This is a genomic window from Anabaena cylindrica UHCC 0172 (genome assembly GCF_034931625.1).
GTDB lineage: Bacteria > Cyanobacteriota > Cyanobacteriia > Cyanobacteriales > Nostocaceae > Anabaena > Anabaena cylindrica_A.
Genome location: NZ_JAYGGY010000029.1, coordinates 14,167 through 35,787, shown reverse-complemented (window position 1 = coordinate 35,787; position 21,621 = coordinate 14,167). Strand labels below are relative to the sequence as shown.

Annotated in this window: 14 protein-coding genes; 1 reads left to right on the top strand and 13 read right to left on the bottom strand. The window is 39.0% G+C overall.

Annotation, left to right across the window (positions count from 1 at the left end):
* Nucleotides 1-66: 66 nt before the first annotated feature.
* A complete protein-coding gene (locus VB713_RS09920) occupies nt 67-3,390 on the top strand; it encodes an Eco57I restriction-modification methylase domain-containing protein (RefSeq protein ID WP_323311394.1) in 3,324 nt (1,107 codons plus the stop codon).
* Nucleotides 3,391-3,670: 280 nt separating this feature from the next.
* Here VB713_RS09920 and VB713_RS09915 read toward each other — a convergent pair whose 3' ends face one another.
* From VB713_RS09915 to hpsA, 13 genes are all read right to left on the bottom strand, one after another.
* Nucleotides 3,671-5,059: a PP2C family protein-serine/threonine phosphatase gene (locus VB713_RS09915; protein WP_323311393.1), complete on the bottom strand. Its 1,389-nt coding sequence runs from the start codon at nt 5,057-5,059 to the stop codon at nt 3,671-3,673.
* An 821-nt stretch (nt 5,060-5,880) separates the two neighbouring features.
* Nucleotides 5,881-7,479, bottom strand: a complete 1,599-nt coding sequence (gene ftsY / locus VB713_RS09910; protein ID WP_323311392.1) for a signal recognition particle-docking protein FtsY — start codon at nt 7,477-7,479, stop codon at nt 5,881-5,883.
* A gap of 128 nt (nt 7,480-7,607) precedes the next feature.
* Nucleotides 7,608-8,249 carry a transcription antitermination factor NusB gene (nusB, locus tag VB713_RS09905; RefSeq protein ID WP_015213101.1) on the bottom strand — a complete coding sequence of 214 codons (642 nt, stop codon included), beginning with the start codon at nt 8,247-8,249 and terminating at the stop codon, nt 7,608-7,610.
* Nucleotides 8,250-8,551: 302 nt separating this feature from the next.
* Nucleotides 8,552-9,262: a DUF502 domain-containing protein gene (locus tag VB713_RS09900; protein WP_416242429.1), complete on the bottom strand. Its 711-nt coding sequence runs from the start codon at nt 9,260-9,262 to the stop codon at nt 8,552-8,554.
* Between the two features lie 298 nt (nt 9,263-9,560).
* Nucleotides 9,561-10,448, bottom strand: a complete 888-nt coding sequence (locus VB713_RS09895) for a glycosyltransferase family 2 protein (RefSeq protein WP_323311390.1) — start codon at nt 10,446-10,448, stop codon at nt 9,561-9,563.
* Nucleotides 10,449-10,602: 154 nt separating this feature from the next.
* On the bottom strand, nt 10,603-11,436 hold the full coding sequence (locus tag VB713_RS09890) for an HpsJ family protein (RefSeq protein WP_323311389.1): 834 nt from the start codon (nt 11,434-11,436) through the stop codon (nt 10,603-10,605).
* A 307-nt stretch (nt 11,437-11,743) separates the two neighbouring features.
* Nucleotides 11,744-12,412 carry a TIGR04282 family arsenosugar biosynthesis glycosyltransferase gene (locus VB713_RS09885; protein WP_323311388.1) on the bottom strand — a complete coding sequence of 223 codons (669 nt, stop codon included), beginning with the start codon at nt 12,410-12,412 and terminating at the stop codon, nt 11,744-11,746.
* 4 nt (nt 12,413-12,416) lie between these two features.
* Entirely contained in the window at nt 12,417-12,956 is a 540-nt protein-coding gene (locus VB713_RS09880; RefSeq protein WP_323311387.1) for a type II secretion system protein, read from the bottom strand.
* A 289-nt stretch (nt 12,957-13,245) separates the two neighbouring features.
* Nucleotides 13,246-14,199 carry a hormogonium polysaccharide biosynthesis glycosyltransferase HpsE gene (gene hpsE, locus VB713_RS09875; RefSeq protein ID WP_323311386.1) on the bottom strand — a complete coding sequence of 318 codons (954 nt, stop codon included), beginning with the start codon at nt 14,197-14,199 and terminating at the stop codon, nt 13,246-13,248.
* Nucleotides 14,200-14,352: 153 nt separating this feature from the next.
* Nucleotides 14,353-15,030, bottom strand: a complete 678-nt coding sequence (locus VB713_RS09870; protein ID WP_323311385.1) for a type II secretion system protein — start codon at nt 15,028-15,030, stop codon at nt 14,353-14,355.
* 24 nt (nt 15,031-15,054) lie between these two features.
* A complete protein-coding gene (gene hpsC / locus VB713_RS09865; RefSeq protein WP_323311384.1) occupies nt 15,055-16,056 on the bottom strand; it encodes a hormogonium polysaccharide secretion pseudopilin HpsC in 1,002 nt (333 codons plus the stop codon).
* 59 nt (nt 16,057-16,115) lie between these two features.
* Nucleotides 16,116-16,817, bottom strand: a complete 702-nt coding sequence (gene hpsB / locus VB713_RS09860) for a hormogonium polysaccharide secretion pseudopilin HpsB (RefSeq protein WP_323311383.1) — start codon at nt 16,815-16,817, stop codon at nt 16,116-16,118.
* Nucleotides 16,818-16,840: 23 nt separating this feature from the next.
* Complete coding sequence (gene hpsA, locus VB713_RS09855; RefSeq protein WP_323311382.1) at nt 16,841-21,532, bottom strand: hormogonium polysaccharide biosynthesis protein HpsA; 4,692 nt, start codon at nt 21,530-21,532, stop codon at nt 16,841-16,843.
* Nucleotides 21,533-21,621: the final 89 nt, after the last annotated feature.

Genomic DNA, 21,621 nt, shown 5'->3' with positions numbered 1-21,621 from the left:
TTGTTTATGCCTACAAATCCTGTTAGGGATATATTACTTAAGTCAACCTAGTGAGAATTTGAATATATGAATCAGCAAGTTTCTAAAGCTTTATTTCAGAAAAAGGCGTTAAAAAATGCTTTGGGTAATTTTAAATTTCCTTCAGATTTAGAGGAACGTCACAAAATTCTTAAAAAATGGGTCGAGGCTTTAAAATCAGGTACTCTTGATCAAGTAAAAGAAGTTTCTTTGCATGGTGATTTTCTCAAAGATATATTTCAAGATGTTTTAGGATATTGTTCTGTTATTGAAGGTGGTGGTAAAGTTTGGGAAATTCACGCTGAACAAACTATTGCTGACGGTGGTGGTTCTGCTGATGCAGCTTTGGGACTTTTTACCGCAACAGAAAATAATAAAGGTAAGGTAAAGTTACAAGGTAAAGTTGTTGCACCAATTGAGTTAAAAGGTACAAAAGATGATTTAGATAGACCTGCATCAGGCAGAAAAGAATCCGCAGTTGATCAGGGTTGGCGTTATGCTAATTATACGCCTGATTGTCACTGGATTATTATTTCTAATTATCGAGAATTGCGATTATATCACACTAATAAAACTCCGGCTTATTATGAACAATTTTTATTAGTTAATTTAGCCGATTTAGAGGAATTTAAAAGATTTTATTTTCTGCTTTGTCGAAAAAGTTTTTTACCAGTTAAAGATGTATCTACAATTGATAGGTTGTTAGCGACTTCTGAAGAAGCACAAGAAGAAATTACCAAGCAGCTTGATGAAGAATATCAGCAAGTTAGATTAAATATAGTTAAAGATTTTCGTTTTCGCTTTCTTAGCAAATTAGATATTCCTAACCCTGACCAAGTATTAATTGAGAAAGCACAAAAGACTTTAGATAGAATTTTATTTATTGCTTTTTGTGAGGATAGGGGACTATTACCAGAAAAGACAATTGCTAAAGCTCATGATAGCAAAGATGCTTATAATCCTAAACCAATTTGGGAAAATTATAAGGCTGTTTTTCGGTGGGTTGATCAAGGTAATGAAGATCCACCAATTCCGGGTTATAATGGTGGTTTATTTCAACATGATCTAATTTTAGATGAACAATTAGATATTCCCGATTCTTTATGTACTCAACTTAAAAAACTGACGCGCTTTGATTTTGATTCAGAAGTATCTGTAGATATTTTGGGGCGTATTTTTGAACAATCAATTACAGATTTAGAAGAATTAAAAGCTGATGTTGCTAAACAAGAATTTGATAAAAAACAAGGTAAACGGAAAAAGTTAGGCGTATTTTACACTCCTGCTTATATTACCCAATATATTGTCAAAGTTGCAATTGGTGGATATTTGCAAAAACGAGAAGATGAATTAAGAGAGAGGTTTCAATTAGAGGAATTTGCAGATACACCCCAAAATCAAAAACGGGAAATTGAATTTTGGGAAAGTTACCGAGATGAAATATTAGTAAAAACGCGAGTTGTTGACCCTGCTTGCGGTTCTGGTGCGTTTTTAATTGCGGCTTTTGATTATTTTGCAAGTCAGTATCAACGAGTTAATGATAATTTGCTATTTCTGAAACATCAAACTACAGAAAATATTGAATTAGATAAAACTATTCTCAGTAATAATCTTTTTGGGGTTGATTTATCCCCAGAGTCGGTAGAAATTACTAAGTTATCTTTGTGGTTAAAAACTGCAACTCAGGGAAAAACTTTAACTTATTTGGATGATAATATTAAAATCGGTAATTCTATCGTTGCTGATTTAGAATTTACGGATTTACCTTTTATTTGGGAAAGTGAATTTTCTCAAGTGTTTAGTGTTCGCGAAGCGTCTCGTAGAGAAGGTGGTTTTGATGTCGTAATTGGAAATCCTCCTTATATTCGTCAGGAGTTGTTATCACCATTTAAGCCTTATTTACAGGAAAATTATCAAACTTATGACGGGGTTGCGGATATTTATATTTATTTCTATGAGAAGGGTTTAAATCTTCTCAAATCGGAAGGAATTCTTTCTTATATTGTGACTAATAAATGGTTACGTTCTGGATATGGTGAACCTTTGAGACGGTTCTTTTCTCAGAAAAGTGTGTTTGAACAAATTATCGATTTTGGTCACGCACCAATTTTTGAAGACGCTGATACTTTTCCCTGTATTATCGCTGCGAAAAAATCTGAAGTTTCTAATCCAGAGAATGAGAAAAAATCGGTTTTAGTTTGTTCTGTTCCCCGTGAGGAGTTGAAAAATATCAACCTCACTCAATATGTGCAAAATCCAGAAAACAGTTACACTATTCCTTGGTCGCGGTTTACTGCTAATGCTTGGAGTTTAGAACCTCCTGCGGTTGATGAGTTAATACAGAAAATTCAACGGGTGGGAATTCCGTTAAAGGAGTTTGCTGGTGTTAAACCATATCGAGGAATACTTACAGGTTTTAATGAGGCGTTTTTAATAGATGAAGCTACTAAGAATAAGCTTGTTCTAGATGATTCTAAATCGGCAGAAATCATTAAACCATTATTGAGAGGCCAAGATATTAAAAGATGGATTCCTGAATGGGATAAACTTTGGATAATTTTTGCTCACAAAGATATAGATATAGAGCAATATCCTGTTATCAAAGAACATTTAGAAATTTATAGAAATAAGTTAGAAGCTAGATCAGGTAAACAGTTATGGTGGCAATGGCAAGCATCACCATCATTTTATCATCTTTTTGAAAGATCTAAACTCATTTATCAAGAAATACAATTTCATCCAGCTTACAGTTATGATACCGATGGATATTTTACAAATAATAAAGGTTTTATTTTGCCGAAAGGTGATTTATATATTCTTGGAGTTCTCAATTCTCCCCTCATATGGTGGCATAATTGGCGATACTTACCACACATGAAAGATGAAGCTTTAACACCTCTTGGTGAGTTAATGGAAACTTTACCTATTGCACAACCAACAGAAGAACTCCGCGCAGAAGTAGAAACAATTGTCACGCGGTTAATTGAAATTACCAAACTCAACAGACAAGTTTATCAAGAAGTATTAGACTGGCTGCAAATAGAATACAAAATTGAGAAACTGGGACAAAAACTAGAAGATTTTGCTGCTTTGGCATTTGCAGACTTTGTAGAAGAAGTTAGAAAAAGAATGCCAAAACCAAAAACTGCTAAAAAATCTTCAGATCCTTTAAGCATACCAGCATTTGCCGCTTTACGTAAAGCCCATAATGATTATGTTCCAGAAATTCAAAGTCGTAAAAACGAAGCTTTAAAATTAGAACATCGACTTTCTGATTTAGTGAATCAAGCTTATCAACTCAAACCAGAAGAAATTGATTTGATGTGGAAAACAGCACCACCAAGAATGCCTATTTCTAGAGTTGATAACTAACGTAAGTTGCTAGTTAGGGAAAATGTCTGAATCAGGATATCCAGGATTTAAGGATTTACAGGATTAAAACAGAAAATTATTCACTAATGACCAATGACCAATGACCAATGACCCATTACCGTTCTCAACTAGATATACTAAAAACGGGTTAAAAGTGTCATTCTGAACGAAGTGTTCGCGTAGCGTGCCGTAGGCTCTAGAATCTCCGAGATACTTCCCTGCACTACGTTACGGTCAGTATGACATAAGTCCAAGTTTGACTCGTTTGCAGTATAAACCATCATAAAATCTGTAAAACTACCAACGTCATATCATCGGTATTTTGCTTATCTGGCCCAATGAATTCCTCAACCTTATCAAATAAATAATCGACAATTTCCTGTGGGCCGTTGCAATAACGACAAGCGAAGTTAAAAGAAGTGATAAAATTTTCTTCATCAAAGCGATCGCCCCCAGCCGCAGCCGCATCCGTCAAACCATCTGTATAATAAATAATCGTATCCCCAGATTCTAACTGAACATGGGCATCTTCATATTGGCTATTAGCATCTAAGCCAATCAGCATCCCTAAAGTATCCAAACGAGTCACATTTTTTGTCGCCGCGTGCCACCACAAAGGAGGATTATGTGCGGCATTACTATACGACAAAATCCGTGTGTGAGGATTATATTCTGAGTAAAACAAAGTCACAAAACGGTGGGAATTTTCCAAATCCGCGTACATGACTCGATTCAAATTTTGCAAAATTCCGGCTGCGGAATTACCATGCAATACTTCACCTCTAAGCATTCCTCGCATCATCGTCATAATCAATCCAGCGGGAACACCTTTACCCATGACATCCCCAATTACCAAACCCCAACAGGCATCTTCTGCACTGCTTTTATGATTAGTTGAAGGCAATTGATGATGATTTGTAGGAATAAAATCGTAATAATCTCCACCGACTCGATTAGCCGGTTTACATCGTGCAGCTAAAACTACACCAGGAATACTAGGACATTGACGCGGTAAAAGTCGGCGTTGAATTTCTGCACCAATTTCTAATTCTTGATCTAAGCGTTCTTTTTTCCTCAGTTCTACTGCTAGTTCATCGTTTTCAATCGCTACAGCCGTTTGATCTGCAACTAATCTCACTAGTTTTTGTCTGGTTTCTGTCCAACTATAATCAGGATCACGGCTTAAAACGTAAAGCCATCCCCGTTCTGTATGCTTAACTAAAATTGCCGTACCAAAAATTTGGACATCTGGCCCCAAATAGTGATGCATCTGAGCATCTAAAATACCTGTAGTTGTTGTTAAAGGAACTGAATTAGGTGCAAGTGTAATTTGACTACTGGCATTTTCTAAGGCTTTGCGAATATTTTTTCTTTGCTGACTATCTTGCCAATGCAGTTGTTCTAGCCTAATTTGACCATTGGGTTTGTAGAGAAAAAGGGCGCTACCTTCGGCATCAGTTACTCTGGTGGCCATCAGTGGAATCAATTCTAAAAACTGATTCAAATTATTGAAGCTTCTGAGAGCGAATCCTAAAGAACTGAGCAAATCTTGAATTTTGTTCTGTTCACGATGCAGCCTAGCCACAAGTTCTTTGAGTGCCACAACTGGAGTGACATCTGTTGTGGCACTACTATTACTTTCGGTGGGGTGAGAAGGCACTTGAGACACAGGTAAATAATTATTGCACTTGATATTAACAGATTGCAGATTTATGATTTTTTACAAGTCCTTTATCTTGGGCATTGTTCAATCATATTGGACAAAATTAGTCATTTTAGCAAGAGTAAAAAAGCTGAGGATGTGATTTTTATGGGTATTATATTGTTAGGAATTTACAGTAACCTCTATATTTATTTGAATATTGAGCAGTAAAAAACTGTAACTAGGATTACGTTCTAGACGGCTTATAATTTTTTCATGACTTAATTTGGTAATTCCTATACCTTGAGAAATAAAACTTTGTTAGCAAAAAAAAGCCATATATTACACTTACAGAGTAAGCCTGAGGAATCTTGCAGCAGTGAATTTTTAGGTTTGTTTATGAGTGGTTTTTTTAGGAGTAAGAAAAAAAAGATTTACCATCCTGCCTGTAAAAGAAAAAATGCAAGTTTATAGATTGCAAACATCTAACCATTTCTTGTCGATACCTTTTGCAGTAATCAAGTAAACCTGCTGCTGCATTAGATAAACTACTTCGATAATGGGCAAAATGGCTTTAGTGTGCAATTCTAGCAGAAGTTAGCCATTAATTGTAAAAAAAATAATTATTTTAGCAAATATACTGTTTTCAGTATTTAATTTTTGCTGAATGCAAGGCAAGAAAACGCTTTCAGCCATTAGCTATGATCCCAATTTGAACTGTAATTTCTACAAATTTGGGTTGGGTTTCATTAATTGTCATACTAATTCTATGTCAGGCTGCTCTTTATTCATCTACGGGTAATTCATAAATTACCCCTGCTACTGCTTATACTTCTTGGTTTTCTGCTCTAACCATTTAATAGTGCTTCAACAAACTCATAGCTAGAAAATGGACGCAAGTCTTCAATGCCTTCCCCAGCACCAATAAAGCGAATGGGTAAACCTAGTTGCTGCACAACTGCTAGGGCGACTCCTCCTTTGGCTGTACCATCTAGCTTTGTTAAGACAACACCGCTAAGTTGGGCTGCTTGGGAAAAGACTTCAGCTTGGCGCAGTCCGTTTTGTCCCAAGGTAGAATCTAAAACCAAGAGTGATTCTATATGAGCATTTGGGGCTTTTTTGTCAATAATTTTCCGAATTTTACTTAATTCGTCCATTAAGTTTTTCTTGTTTTGCAGTCGCCCGGCGGTATCTATTAAGAGTAATTCTGTTCCTCGTGATTGGGCTGCGGCGATCGCATCAAATACCACTGCGGCAGGATCTGTATTTTTGCCTGGATTGGCTATAACCTCTACACCGCTTCTGCTTCCCCAAACTTTGACTTGTTCTACAGCGGCAGCCCGGAAGGTATCAGCCGCACCAATTAAGCATTTATAACCAGATTTTTGGGCTAAATGGGCAATTTTGCCGATTGTGGTGGTTTTACCAGCCCCATTAACTCCGGTAATTAACCAAATGGTCAGGTTTTCTTTATCCGGGGCAAAACTTGGTCTTTCTGCGACTTGATTTGGTGCATCTAGCATATCCCGGAGAATTTTTTTCAGAAATGCGATCGCTTCTTCCGGTGGAGTCACTTCATCTCGCAGTTTTTTCTGTAAGGCATCAATAATAAAATCTGTTGCCTCTACACCCACATCTGCTTGCAGGAGTAATGCTTCAATTTCTGCTACAGCAGCTTGATTAAGAGGCCCTTGACCAACAATTGATTTAAGTTGGTTGAGAATATTCCGCCGAGTTTTATCTAAGCTTTGGCGTAACTTTTTCAGCCAGGTAATTTCTTCTATGGAAACATCTTCAGCCTTTCTTCCTTGGGCTGCCAACACTTCAACTGACCACACAAAGCCATCATCAAATTCTAATTCAGGAATTTCTACTTCTACGTTTGCTGTGGTTGTACTTGATGAAGGAGTCGATGTTGTCTCTGGTTCCTCCAGTTCAATGGCGTTGGCAATTAATCTTTCTTGCTTGGCTTGTCTTTCGGCTGCTGCCCGTTCTAAAAAGGACAAGGCGGCTGGTTGTGTTTCGCTGACTGGCGTTTCTGTAGTTTCTGATCCTTCTATTGCCGCTACTGGAGTTATTTCTTCTATTGCGGCTATTTCTGTAGTTTCTTCAATAACAGCTACTGGAGTTAATTCTTCAGTAACACGTATTTCTTCTATTGCAGTTATTTCTGTAGTTTCTTCAATAATAGGTGTTGCTGTTTCTTCAGAAATTACTTCTGGTGTATCTTCCGAAACAGTTGCAGGTTCTTGGATCTGGGACTGTTGTTTTTGCTGAATATTTTTGTAAGCCGCTTTCGCAAACGCCAGCAAGTCCTCTGTCTCTGGTGTAGTTTCTGCGGCTGGTTCTGGCTGCGTTTCTGGCGCGGGTTGCGTTTCCCCCTGTGGCTGTTGTTCAGGGGTATCGGGGGTATCGTTATGTTGACGGCGGAACCAATTAAAAACCATTGCAGCAGTATTTTTAGTAACTTATTAGTTTTTAGTTTAATTTAATTAGTCACGTTTTCTGGGGATGGAAGTTTTCGGGTTATCCTCACTTGGAAAAAATTCAGGACAGGTGAAGTGAGGATGTTATCCTATGCCGTTTGTTTCTGCTCTGTGACACGGCGCAAAACACCATTAATAAAGCGATGTCCTTCATCTCCACTGTAGCGTTTAGCTAATTCTACAGCTTCGTTGATAGCTATACTGGCGGGAACTCTCATAAATCGCATTTCTGCCACAGCGATTTGCAGAATATCCCGGTCAATTTGTGCTAGACGAGAGACTTGCCAATCTACTAAAGCTTCAGAAATGAATTGATCAATAATACTGCGGTTGTCGTTGACAGTGATGATGATTTCTTTGGCGTAATTGCGGACTTCTTTGTCTTGATTGGCTAACTGGATTAATTCTGGGAAGTCAATGGCTGTGCCTAATTGATTGATGGCTGTTTGGGTACAAGCGATCGCTTCTTGAAGCATGGTTCTCGCTGTATTCAGGTCTGAAGCCCGTGTTTGGCTAGTTAAAAGGCGATCGTTACTGCGTTGGAGTTCACCCGCAGCGTTATCGAGGGTATCTTGTACTTCTGTGGTGAGAGTGCGTACTGCGCCGAGTACTAATTTGGCTACTAATTGTTCATCTGGCAGTTTCTCCAATTTCTTGGGGTTAACTGGCAACTGACTGAGGCTTAATAAAGCTAATTCGCGTGCTATCTGTTGGGGTTTACGAGGTTGCATGATGGTGGGGGTATTTGGTAGGGAAATTAATGAACTAAAAGGGCAAACTCATAATCATATCAATTTCTGCACATTCTAAAGAATAATTTTACAGCAGATTTCAGATAAATGAGGCTTCGCCATGAGCGTCAGCCGATAGCTTGCGTGGCGTAGCCATACGGTACAGGATCTAAATTCAAAGTCAGACACAAAGCCAGTACAGAGCGATGAGTAATAAACAAGTAATAATTAGGAACGAGATTCAACCACTCAATACTCAATACTCGATACTCGATACTCAGTACTCGGTACTCAATATGAGTTTACTGTTCTTCAACAGGAATCACCTGCTGTTTAGTTTCTATGAGTGATACTGATTTTGGTAAAACTAAGGAGGATAGGGGTGCATTGGAGGCAACAATACCACCAGAAACAACTATTTTAAATGCCTCTTCTACAGATAGTGAAAGGTTGACTACTTCATCTTCTGGAACGACTGCATACCATCCGGTGGTAGGGTTGGGGGTGGTGGGGATGAAGACGCTTAACATGGGACGGTTCATCTGCGCTTGGATGTCATTGCTAATTGCACCAGTCACAAATGCGATCGCCCAAATTCCCCGTCTAGGATATTCTAATAAAACTACACGCCGAAATTTACCATTGGAATCTTTGAGTATAGTTTCCAGTAATTGTTTGAGGGTTTTATATACCTGACCTGCCAAAGGAATTGCTTGCAATAACCGCTCACCAAAATCTAGCAACCACTTACCAGCTATATTCCGAGCCATTAAGCCAATGATCAGGATACTTAGTAGTGGTACAGCTAGTCCAACCACTAAATTAAGCACATTGACTAATATAGGATGCAGACCATCAAAGGGATTCACCTGTTTGGGAATTTTGGTGAGAAAATTAACCACCCAACTGGCAATAGTAATAGTCAGCCAGATTGTAGTCGCTAGGGGAATCACCACCAACAAACCAGCAATCAAGTCATTTTTGAAGTCCTGTTTTAGGCGTTCAATTACCAAGCCCCTATTCTCCTTTTTTTGGTTAGTCAAATTGTTGTGATTTTTATCCACACCATTGATTTCTGGGTATTAAGTTAAGAGTTGTTAGCCCGTCCTTAATAATCAGTCCCTATTAACCTGCATATAGACGTACACCAACCAATATTATGGTTGGTTAATCTTTAATAGTGTTACTTTTCTTTATAAAACCTGTAAATGATTGTTGCAAGTTTCTTAGGTAATACTAATCCTAACGTGCCATATCACCAGATGCTCACAATTATAAAAAAAATGCTGCAACTCAGACCAAAACAGGTTTTTACTCCTGACTCCTGACTCCCGACTCCTGACTCCTGACTTCTGACTCCTGACTCCCGACTCCTGACTCCTGACTCCTGCTATATTTCATCTCCCAAACTTTCAGCAAAATCAAGTATTCATAGAATGCTTGCAAAGTACACCAAGCTAAACCGGGCTGTCCGTCTAAGCAACCACCCAAGAAAAAATACATATAGAGAAAGCGTATTAATGGTCTGGCTGGCATACGTAAAGATAAATCTTTCAGGGCGCGTCGTCTTTCTACTTCCGATTTGCCAAAAAATAAATCTCGCCATTTCACATCGCCATTTTCTAATTGATACAAAGTTTCTTGAGCTTCGTCTGTAGAATAACGGTTATGCTTATCAAGCCAGCGGCTCAAACCTTTGCTAGAAGTGTAATGGGGATAGGTTTCTTTTAAAAAGCTGGTTGCACCATCACAAACTTCCCGTTCCGTATGACCATAGTCTGTAAACCAAACTTTACCATGACGGAAAAGACGCAATTGATAGCGGGGATATTGGGTGCTATAACGAATCCAACGATTCATAAACATCACTCTTTCCGCAACGTAGTAGGCGATGTAATCTGGATTTTGGGTTGCGGCGACACATTCTGCAAAAAGTTCTGGTGTCATGCGCTCATCGGCTTCGAGAATGTACACCCATTCATGTTTGGGAAGGACGGACTCTAGCATCCAGGTACGTTGTTTCCCGTGACTTTCAAAGGCGTGTTGGATGACTCGAATAGGATAACCACTGGCTATTTCTATAGTGCGATCGCTACTACAAGAATCTACAACTATGATGTCATCGGATAACATAGCTGATTCAATACAAGCAGCAATATCTAGCTCTTCGTTATATGTGAGTATGTAAATTGAGAACATTTCTGATTTTATAGAGATTTGACTAACCTATTAATTAGTTTGTAGCAGTGATTCTTATAGCAGTTTTCATACCAGTGAGGTACAGTTTGTCATCGCCAAACCCGTAGGGGCGGGGTCTCCCCGCCCTCAATTGTATTACTGAATGCCTCGTAGATTAACGCGCTGGAACCTTACGTTTACTACCTTGCAAAGTACCCATACCTTTTAATCCTGTCCAACCGATGATGATATAACCAATAGACAATAACAAACTGCTCAAACCAATCCGCAGTCCAGACTTCCAAGCATTATCTTTAGCTTCTTTTTCTGCCGTTTCTTTGCGTTGGCGAATTTCGCTCAGTCTTTGATTAGCAACTTCTTTAGGATCTGTTTGTTGAGCAATAAATTTATCAAGCTCTTGGGGATTGGCTTTAAATTTCTTGAGTAATTCTTTTTGTTCTGCGGGAAGTTGGGGGTTTTCAAGTGCTTGCTTATATCTCTGCTCATCTTTAATTAGTTCACTAAACCTAGCTTTAGCTTGGGTTCGCGCTTGCTCTAATTGAGCTTTGGCCTGATCGTTGTTGAGTTGGGCTTCAAATTGGGATAACTGGTTGTTAAGTTGGGTTTCTGCTTGTTGAGCTTGTTGGGAGATGTCTTTGACAGTTTGTGTACTGGCTTGCCGCACGTTATTCAGGTGCAGAGGAAAAATCAACAAAAACATCAATCCTAAGATGCTTGAGAGAATCAGGACTGGAAATCTTAAATCAATACCTCGTGGGCGATCTTCAACTCCATCCATCCAAGATGCAGCAAATATAAATCCTAAACCGACTAGCGGCACAATTCCTCGGTCAACTAGGGCTGTTGCCAAGCCAATTTGTGCTTGCTTATTAGTGGGACTGAAGCCTAACAACAGGATCAGAAAATCAACGAAAAAAGACAAAACGCAGATTATTCCCACAACTTTGAGTGTGAGTGAAGTATTTGAGGCAGCAGCGCGGTTAACCATATTTTTGTAAATTTGTTGTGAATAAAATTGTTTGCTATCTATAAAGTTACAACTCTTGGAGCATAAAACTGAGCAGACTTATCTGCCTCACTGTGGGCTTCACCATCCTTTCTGTGTGACTATCCAATTATAAAAAGCTAAGACAGATTATACAGCAGCAGTCAAAATGTCCTGATCACAATAAGCCCGTAAAGCAGTAAAACCCTTTTGGGGCATGAATTTTCCACTTCATTTACTGTAATGTTTGGTTTTAAACTATACCACAATAGTAGCTTTTATGGGTGTTGTTGCTAAAAAATACTGAGTCTCATCTTTCGACATTTCCTGTCAGGGTTTGTTCCCAAACAGGTAAATCTTCTGGACGGTCTACATCAGCCAGTGTAGGTAAGTATACAAAATACAAATTAAGTTTTTCGACAATTTCTATAGTTTGTCGGCATACTTGAGCAGTTCCCCAGTCGATATGGGAAAATAGCTCTGGGATTGGTTGCTGCAACCCAATTAAATAATAACCACCATCAATTGCGGGGCCAAGTACAAGGTCAAAAGACTTTAGTTGCTCAAAAGCTGTGGCTAAAATCTGTGAATTTACTCCAGGACAGTCTGTACCAATGATAATTACATATTCTGCACTCTTGTTAAAAGCATCGGCAAGCGATCGCACTATCCGTTCACCTAAATCGCCCTCACCTTGACAATTATAAACCAAATCCAACCCCAACCAATCTTGCATCAGTTGCAAATTACCCCCCGCAAATCTCACTTCCACAGAGATAGCAGATGTTTTTTGTAATTCTTTTACCTGCTTGATAGTATATTCCGTCATCTGTCTTTGCAGATTAGCAGCACCAACATCACCCAAAGCAGGTATCATCCGGGTTTTTGTCTTCCCTGATTCTGGATAGCGGGTAAAAATAATGAGGTGCTGTTTCTCGTTAGTTAGTGATTTCAAAATATACTTGGTGTATTTAAACATAATTTTAATAGCAATACTTACCATTTTGAGCAGTAGGACGATCTTTTGCCGTTCGCATTGCCCCTAAAATAGTAGAAGCTATCACACAACGCTTTGCTGTTCCACCAAACTGACTAGATAAAGTCACTCTTCCTAATTGTTGAAGTTTCACACTACCCATATAATCAAATTGAATCTGCCGAACATTATTGACAAGATCCAAATTTGTTTCACTATCTAAGCGGACACTAGAATCTAAACTATTCCATACAGCATTACTGGGGCTAACTGTTGCAGGATGAACAGCCCATTGGACAATACTATTTTGTTCCCTAAAACTAGCTTGCCAAGTCAATTTCTCTTTTTTAGCTTGGATTTGAGCTTCGCGCATTGCTTGGTAAACTTGACCTTGTGCAACGTTCAAACGACGAATATTCACAAAAGCTAACCAACTAGGAGCTGCTATTGCCGATAATATGCCAATTACAAACACAACCACTAAATTTTCTAGCAAAGTAAATCCGCCATTAGATTTACCAAAAGAGTATTTGCGCCTTGTATTCATTGGTCATAGCTATATATTTTTCATACTTCATATATTCACTTGCTTAAGTTAATTTAAATATGAAATTTTCATAAAGAAAGCTTTAATCTCAACAAAAAATTAGCGTATCCCCTCAATATATCGGGAAAAGAGTTATTCAGGCATCCATGCAAAAAATACTCTTCTTCAACCTAAAACAAATTATGATTTTTTATCACAAACCCTGTAGGGGCAGTGTTTCTCCGTCCCCGTTTGCATAATCAAATTGAGTTAATATCTTACGATATCAGTAAAATGTCAGTCCTAATCACTACAAATAACCATGCTTCCAAAGATAGAAAGGACTCACCAAACTACTTAAAAATAATTGCATTTCACAAGATGCAACTAAATCATTTTTTAACCTGTTTCTATATTTGATTAAGTGTAAACAGACTTTACGCAAATCATTAAGCATATAGAGCAACGAAAAAATCGGTTTCTTCCAAGGTTGGATATTTACCATGCGAGTCACATAACGGCTTAGTCCAATACCTCTAAAAAATGGTATTAAATATTCTCTTTTTAAACGAAAACTAGGTATTTTATGATAAATTTCCATTTCCGGGTTATACCAAACTTCCCACCCAGCTTTTTGGATATAAGACAACATTTCTAAATCTTCACTGGTCAGCATATTGTCAGCTACTCTACCAGTTAAAATTGTTGGACTCTGTGCAATGTCTAAACAAGCCTGACGACGGACAACAATTCCAGCAGAAGGAGGAAGTAATCTTTTCTTATTTTCATATAGCAAAGGTAAGTCCCCTCGCTCTGTAATTGCTAAAAATGGGGCAATTCTCTCGAAATTCTCTGGTGGTTTTACCTCCCAGTTAGGATGAATTTGACTACCATAAGCACCAGCTTGGGGATATTGTTGAGCAAAACTATGAGCGGATGAAACCCAGTTAGGGGTTGGGTAATTGTCATCATCTAGAAACCCAATCAATTCACCTTTAGCTTCTGCAATTGCCTTTTTTCTAGCATAAGCTGCTCCCTGTTTGGCTTCAAAGCAGTATTTTAAAGGAAATGAACACAGCCAATTGTCCTGATAGCTTTTCACAATTTTAGCTGTATTATCCGTACTGTTGTTATCAACAACAATAATTTCCCAAGAGATATTTTCTGTATTAATTTGACTTCTTAGTTTTTCTAGTAGCTCAGGTAAACGATGTTCACCGTTGTAAGTAGGAATAGCTACGGTAAAATCAATGCAATTATTCATTGCTTTTAAAGTTATATTTTTACTGAGAGCAATTTTTTCAAGAAATATACAAATTCCCAAAACAGTTACTCAATTTCCAATTTTGCTACTTTTAGCACTCCTTTAGATATAGTTTTTTTACTGAAATTACCTAATTTATTGCTACTAATTGATTTAAGTACAACTAGTGTCTTTTGCTGTTCGCATTCCCCCAATCAGGGTTTCCAGGATAGCACAGCGTCTCAAGTTACCAGCTTGATTAGTTCCTACTGTGGGTATGGCTACCATTATTTTTAAAGGTATGTCAGCATCATTACCATCAGATTTCCGCGCTAAAGCACCCATGTAGTCAAAAGTAATTGTGCCACTTCCAGTTGTAGTCAGAACTATATTCCCACTAGTAGATTTGGTATTCACACCAGTCATATTGCTATAAAATAAAACCTTACTTTTCTCCAAATCACTTCCTAAACTATTCCAACCCGAACTAGGTAGAGTGGTACCCTGATAAATAACATACTCAGGAATTTGACTGGTACTATTGAATCTAAAACTGGCGCTATAGTTCAATTTGCTATTTTTAGCTGATGTCTGAGCTTGCTGTAAAGCTGATAAAACACCGTCGTAAGCTTTATTTAATCGTTGTCGGTTGAGAAATCCCTGCCAACTAGGAGCTACTATTGCCGATAAAACGCCTATCATCAATATAACTACGAGTAGTTCTATTAAGGTAAAGCCAGCATTCTGATCAGTGCATCCAGATTTTAAATTTCTCAGCTTTCTGATAGTATTATTACGGTCGTGATACCATAACTTGACAAGAAAATTTTCCATTCTATAATCAGCAGCCATTTTTTAATCCTCCAATTTTCAGCATTATTTATACAAGTACCCCCGCCCTTGAACTCTGGTGTTTGCAGTAGGAAAATAAGTTTTTTGTCCATCACTATATGCAATGTTATTTCCCTGAGTATTAATACGAGCGAGAGCATTACCACGTATAAATACTTCTGATGTTGTATTAAGTACATCAATGCAAGCATAAAAACTAGTCCTGCTCGTTGGTGCTACTTTTGACCAAGTGATGTCGGCACTTGCTGAGTTAGGACAAGTTGCAAGCGGCGCACCAGTTGTGGTTTGATCAATATAGTCTACAAGTACTAAAGTATCAGCTGTATAAGTAGTTGAGGCTTTTTTTGTCCAGGCATTCATACTTTCGGTTATGGTTCCTTGTTGACTGAGATCAAAGGGTTCAAAACCTGTACTAGGACAATATTTATCGGGATTGCTAGTGGGTCCCTTAACATACCTAGAAGTATATCCAGTACAAAGTTTGCTATCACTATCACTTGTACTAGTAGTGACTACACCATCCCTAATTTGCCATCTACCAATACGAGCGGCTTTAGACCAAGTTGTATCATTATTTTTAATCAAGTAGTAAGCAACTAATGAATACACAAAAGTATCATCTTTATCCGCAGTTCCTGAATTAGCGATTACATCTTCGACTAATTCTCGTTTCCAAAATACAAGAACAGGCGTTCTATCAGTTGGTGCAGGTATTTGCGGTCCGCTATTTGCTGTGCTAGTAAGAGCATTAATACCATCTGCATCATAGATATAGACTGCTTGTTTTAAGTCACGAGCAATATAATCTAGTCCGGCTTGAATTTCTTGCTCAGAATTGGCTTTGGCTTGCTCCTGTTGCTCTGTATTCATGACACTGATCATAAATCCTAGTAAGGGCGTGATGATCAGAAATGCCATTGCCATACCGATCAACAATTCAATCAGGGTAAAACCACTAGCTTGCTGAATGACCTTTGAGGATTTTAGCTGGTTCCTGAGTAGAAGTTTTAGTGTATTCGTCATCATGTGGTCTTTCCTTTACTGAATAGATGCACGCCTTACACGCGTTAACTTGTCCCAAGCTTTTATTGACAGGTTCTGCCAGGTGCAGCACCTAAACGCTTACAGAAAGCCTGAAATGAAGTAAAACGAGTGCTGACATCAGTAGTCATTTCTACTAATGGGGCTTGTTTATTACCTAATCCACCTGTCATTACTGAGGCTTGATTTTTAGTATTTCCTTGGCTGACTAATATAGGGTTGCTAGAATTTCCAAACGCCACATCTCCCCTATATACCCGAATTGCCAACCGATAACCATCATTTATGCCAGCAGATACTACTTCAATTCGACCAGCTTGGACGAAAAAGTTGATGTTGTTAATATCCGCACAATCTGTTGATATGTTACTGATCACATTATCTTTCCTCAAGCAATAGAGACCAGTTGCTGAGGTGGGAGCAGGCATTTTTGTCGTGTTAACTAAGTAGTCACCTGGTGTGGCCGTAATATTTCTGGGTGATCCTGTTGTAGGAACAGAAAGAGTATCAACTACATCTGGGGTTGTAATTGAGCCGGTTATGACACCATCAATAAATGTTTTGGCCGCTTGAGATGCTAGCTCTATCCGTTTCGCTTGAACACGAGTAGCAGTGGATAGAACAATAACTGGTGCGATCGCAGCTAGTAAGATGCTAACTACAACTATCGCTACCAAAGACTCAATAATGGTAAAACCAGAATTGCTATCAGAATGACTTGTTTGCTGTTGTTTACGTCTAATCATTGTTTATCACCAGCTTCTAAGTTTTATGGGCAAGTACCATATTGATCTGAATCAATAGCAAAAGTGTCATCACTAGTACTTGTTGTTCCCTTTGTATCTTTAGCACACAACAAAGTTGCCACCCAGATATCATCCCGACCAACTTCTCGGACATACTCATCTGGCTTATCAGGTGGTATAGTCACCAATTTTTGGGCAAATAAATCGGGTGATTGAGACAGCAAACCTACATCATAACCCCACTGCCTCTCAGGAGGAAGATAGAAGGAACCTCTACCACCGTTAATCCCAATTTGATACAGAAGACTATTAGCTGCACCTTCTAGAGAAGTAGTAAATGATGCAGTGGCATAAGCACTTTTTTTAAGCTGCATAAAAGAACCGTTAATTCTAGCTTTAACGTTAGTTGACGTTGGGTTCCAGTGTTCTAAAAAGCGGGTAAAGTTATGCAGCCCGCCATTATCTTCAGTAGGACGAGCGGGAGTATCACCAGCAGCCATGATGACGTTGAAAGTAGTTTCTGTAGCTACTTGCAACCAATTACTGTTACTATTAGTACCCACATCAGTTGAACTTGAACTTGGAGGAGTACCAAAAGGTGCATCTACTTGTAAAACTGGCAGCAATCGGGGATGGCTGTCCTTAGTTGGATTCAGAGTCTCGTTAGCAAGCACCAACACCTTCCCAGAGGCAACAACTGGATCGTTATTAGTATCGGTTCTTGGGTTGGTAGTATTTGTCGTTGTTTTGAACCATAAAGCATTATTGTTGGTAACAACCCTGGGATTATTAGTATTACTAGCTCCATAGGGATACTCTGCTACGTTACCACTTGAATCAATACCCAATGGGGTAGGACGTTTAAATGTTGTGTTGTTATCAAGAACCAATATTCCATTAGTTAATGGATCTGTACTACTAAGACGTTTGAAAGCAACTCGACGGGGATAGCGTAGAAGTCCAGTAGCAGGGGCATCAACAGTCGTACCAGCATTTAGTGAGGATGCAGGTACAGTACCATCAGTTAGAAGTACATTAGAAGTTGTATCTCCAGTTGGTTTCCATAAGCGAATATTATTAGCTGAACCTGGTGCGTCGTAATTAACATACCAATCGTCAGCAGTACAAGCCGAAACAGGCAATTTCGGACATATTTCCATCAAATACTCATTGAAGGTTGCCCGTCGTTGAATTGGTGTGACAAAGTTGTTGACGTAAGTACTACCTTGAAACGCATTTGGAGTAGATTCCAAGTCTTTTGGATACCCCCTTAGAGTTGCGCCGGTGTTATACCAACTAGCATTTGTGGCGAAGGTGTTAGCAAAAAAGCCAACATTTTTCAATGCTGTGATAGATTCGCTATCTCCCAAGTTATTGTTTAAGTCATAGTCTCCCTCATTGCGGAAGCCCAATCTAAAGTTATTAGAAAGTGCAGTAATGGCATCTGCCAAAATAGAAGCAGGTCGCCACTTGTCACCAGTTGTACAATTCGGTAGCCTTAAATCATTAGGACGACAGGCAAAATTAGGATTACGGGTACTTTTAGCGCGAGTGTAGAAATTGCCCCAATCATCAGTTAGTGCAGTTGTAAATTCTTGTTCGTCGTGTAGGTTAAAATCACCCTTGAGATATACAGGCAAATTTGTAGTTAAAATTAACCCTTTCTCTGCATCTCGATAATCCTCTTCACGCCAAATTTCTGAACCATTGAGAAGCATGATCCCATTAGGACGGCGAGTAGGGTCAAGCTTATAGTCCACCGTACTTTCTGATTTTTTCGCCGTTGCATCTGTTAAAGCTGAACTTGCATCTATGAGGGCATCATTGCGAGTGGCATATATAATACCGCTATTTGGCAATAAGTATTCCTGTGAAGGAGTTGTCCCACCAATTGCAGTTGTGCGAAGCTGACCTATATTTAAAACAGTGGCACGAATTTCCAGGGGCTGTCTGTCTCTGAGGGGTAGATCATAATCTGCTGCTGCTGGTACTTGCGCTTTGTTTGCAGCAGGTATTCCCAAAGGGCAATCACCGGAGGCTTGAGGACAAAAACCAGCCGCATTAGTGAAAGTTTCTACACCGGGTGTTAAATCATTATGAACTGCCTTAACCTGCCTCGCATCTAGAAATGCTACTTCTTGAATTGCACCGTGAGGAATTGGTAAGGGCGTAGAAGGTGCTGGAATACTGCCATCGAAAATCTGTAGGGCGCAAATTTCTGCATCTATAGCAGATTGCTCGGCAATGGTTCGATTTGCGGCTGTTTTTGCTAGAGCAGTTTTGAGTGGTTCATTCACCCAACGGCCATTTGGATATTTTAATTGGGCTTGGTAATTGAGTACGTTCTGATAGTCACTTACGGCTTTATTAGGCGCACCATAAACTATGCCGTTGTGGGAATTCCCGGCATTTGTATTAAGAGCAGTATTGTAAGGCTGAGTGGTAAGGCGGTCAACAGGAGATACATCAGCTAAACCCGATTTATTTCTGGCTAGATTTTCACTAGTGGGATCATAATAGCTACTAACACAAGCTATTGGGACTGGAGTATCCTCATTGTAACCAGTTGATTTATAATGATAAACCGCTGTAGCCCGCATTCGCAAATAGGGTGTCAGTGCGTTTGGTAGTATAATGGTTGGATCGACTGTACTACTTGGTGATGTCGCTGTACTAGAAGCTACTGGCATCATATCAGACCATATTTTTATAGTCCCAGCTTTAGCTAAATCATAAGTAGTGTCAGTCGTGTCATTTTTACCTGTGGTAGTGTAGCCTTCAGGCAAATAAATTCCTGCACCTGTGATGACTCTCAAACCACCAATAGGTTCTTGTGGGTTATCTGGTACCGTAGCGGCGGCTTGCTCCCAAACTCCATCTCTATCTGTAGATCCTACATCAGCCAGTGTTTCTACAAGAGAGCGACGAGTCCTAGGTACTGTAGGAGTGGTAGGATTATCCCAGTTAATACCAGTAATTGATTGAGTATCAGTGGCATTTGGTCCCACAAATACTCCTCCTTTAAACCAGAGTTGAGGTAAATTATTACCAACAGAAATTCTATCGCCTAAATATTGCTCTTTTCCACCATAGGTTGTTTGTAACCTCGTTGGTTCAGTTGCACTAGGATAAAGCTTGTTAGTACCATTCAGTGCGAGTGTCAATCCTGCGTAGCCAGTACCTACTTTACCATTAGCAGGGTTGGTAGGAAAGCTCCAAATATTTATTGGGCGTAGTGTGTCACCACTACCTTGCAGTGGTGTTGTTGTGGCATATGTACCTAAAGCATCGCCGCCAAAAGCGACTTCTCTATAAGGAACACGACGGGTACGTCTTTGAAAATACAGCTGTAATTGTTCTGTACGAAATCTTTCTTCTTCTTCTGTAGTGTAACTATCTAACCCAAGTTCATTCTTTGTCTTTTGAATACCTTCTTTAACCTCAGTTGGATCAGTATCCCCATCGTTATCTATAGCTATCTGAGCCGCTACTAAGCGGTTGATACGCTGTACATAGGCTAGACTGTTGTAAGCTATGAGTGATGGGTTGTCTGTGACTGTTTTGTGGTCTTTGATTTGAGAGGTAGAGACATTACCTGTGCCGTTAAATAAATGAACTATGGCTCCATTATTTAAATCACCTGCATTTGTAAATCTACCAATACCTATATTGCCCCCAACTATAACCTTGGCATTGTCAGGCTCGTAGAAACAGGAATCTTTGCTACTAATTTGATGTAATGTAATATCTGCACCATCAGAACCCACCAGTAAGTTGCTATTAGTAAAAACCCGTCCATTCAACTTGAAGTCTGCGCCTGGAGTCAGTTCTAAATCATCTTCATAAAGAACAGCATTATTAATTACAGGGATTTGCACTCTGTCTTGTTGATACTCTACGGCAGAAAAGCCTTTGTTACCTTTGTAAACCTCATAATTAGTTGCAGTAGCAGTTGGGATAGTAGCTGTAGTGGTAATAGGAACTGTGGCAGTGTATACAAAAAAAGCTTTTTTCAACCTGCTGCTAAACCTAAACCAACCATTAATACCTACTAAAGTTGCACTTGTACCAAAGGTATCTTCGCACCCTGCCTCCCCATTATTAGCAGCCATAGGTTGAGTTCTCGATTCCAAGGGATTTCTGGCACGAGTATATTGACTACCGCTTAAAGGAGGATTTCTAAAGTAAATACCGTACAGAGTATAGCTGTCAAATTTCCCGTTATTATCGGTATCTACGGGAAATCTCCATGCTGTAAGCGACTCATCTGTACCAGAAACTAGCCTCAGTTTGGTTTCATCGCCAAATGTGTATTCATTGATATTATTCGTCAATGTTTCGTATAATACAGAATCTGCTGGCGTAGCTCTTGGTAGTCGTTTATCTTCAAATAGCTTGTTGATTTTAGCTCTGGCTCGATCAATCGCTGGTGTGGCAGCATTAATAACAGCCTCATTCACGCGGACATTACTGGCATTTTTAGCTCGATCAAATGACCGAAACATAATAGCAATAGTCAGTAAAACAACTACTATAGATACCATTGCTACTGTGGGCAAGATAAAACCGGCATTGGCTGTTTCTCGGTTTCTGTTAATTCTAAAAGTAGTACGCACCAAGTAAATGAGTTGCTTTTTAGCTGCTCTTAAAAACTTCCGAATATTTTTTTTTGATATTCTTAGCATTGCCTGAACTGACTGACGTTTCTGAGACATAGCTGCTTTCCCTGCTAAGTAATTTGGTACTTATTTTTAATGTTTTTTGGATATCGAGAAAATTGGCTAAAACTCTATTTTGTAGACAA